The following is a 932-nucleotide window of genomic DNA, read 5'->3' on the forward strand; positions in this document are numbered from 1 at the left end:
AAAGAATAGAGTTAGATAAATATCAGATATTTATTTACATATGTTATAATTTTTGAAATTATTTCATTAGCAAAGGATAAATACTCGGAAGTTTACCCGTTTGACTTCTGGTTCCACCGATGTTGAACAGTTTGAAGTGGAAATTTAAGAACAGGTTGCAGCCATTTATTTGCAAATTTATAATATAATATTAATTAAGAATGAAAGGACCAATTATAGGAGGTTTTATGGGTAGTAATTTATATTTTGTATTTTTAGGTGTAAATGTTTTAATTATTATCTGTAATTATAATCTTTTAAAACATCCAAAGCCATATCCACCTAAGGAAATTATAAAAGAATTTAAAAGTGGAACGGTGAGATTATCTTCATCTAAGTATATAGGGATGTCTCATTATGTTATTCCAAGACTCGTTAAAAGTGAATCGAATTGGATAGATGGAAACGCCTATTGGTATAGATCTGGCGTTAAGTTAGGAATTGTAGACTTAGTTATTACGCTTATTACAATGATATTAGGAGAAGTCTTTAATCTATATGACTATCTTATTGGTTTATTTATTATAATAATACCTTCGGCTTTAGGAATGATATACATGTGTTATCGAATGGAAAAATATATTTTAAAAGATTAAAATTAGTAAATATATTTGTTGAATTAATAGTTAATATGAAACGATTAAAAATAAAACATTTTTATGTTTTATTTTTTTGTTTGTCTTAAATGGGTCCTCGGAGGTTTACCCGTTGTTGAGATGGTATTCTTTATAAAATTCCAAAGGAATACAGTCACCCTGAGCATAAGCGACGAAGGAGCTGGAGTCGAATGGGTATAACCATGGTATGAATAAGTACGGATGATTATTATAAAAACACAATAAATATAATTAAATATCCTATGTCTAACCTAATCCTATGCTGTCTTCTTCAAA

General features: G+C 28.0%; 1 protein-coding gene. It reads left to right on the top strand.

Features of this window, described 5'->3' with window-relative positions; translation table 11 throughout:
* Window positions 1-227 precede the first annotated feature (227 nt).
* A complete protein-coding gene (locus HMPREF9225_RS09670) occupies window positions 228-635 on the top strand; it encodes a hypothetical protein (protein ID WP_141553771.1) in 408 nt (135 codons plus the stop codon).
* Window positions 636-932 lie beyond the last annotated feature (297 nt).

This window comes from Peptoniphilus duerdenii ATCC BAA-1640, assembly GCF_000146345.1.
Classification (GTDB): domain Bacteria; phylum Bacillota; class Clostridia; order Tissierellales; family Peptoniphilaceae; genus Peptoniphilus_B; species Peptoniphilus_B duerdenii.

Excerpts from the sequence above, each read along its gene's own strand:
- HMPREF9225_RS09670 (WP_141553771.1), top strand. The coding sequence starts at position 228 with ATGGGTAGTAATTTATATTTTGTATTTTTAGGTGTAAATGTTTTAATT.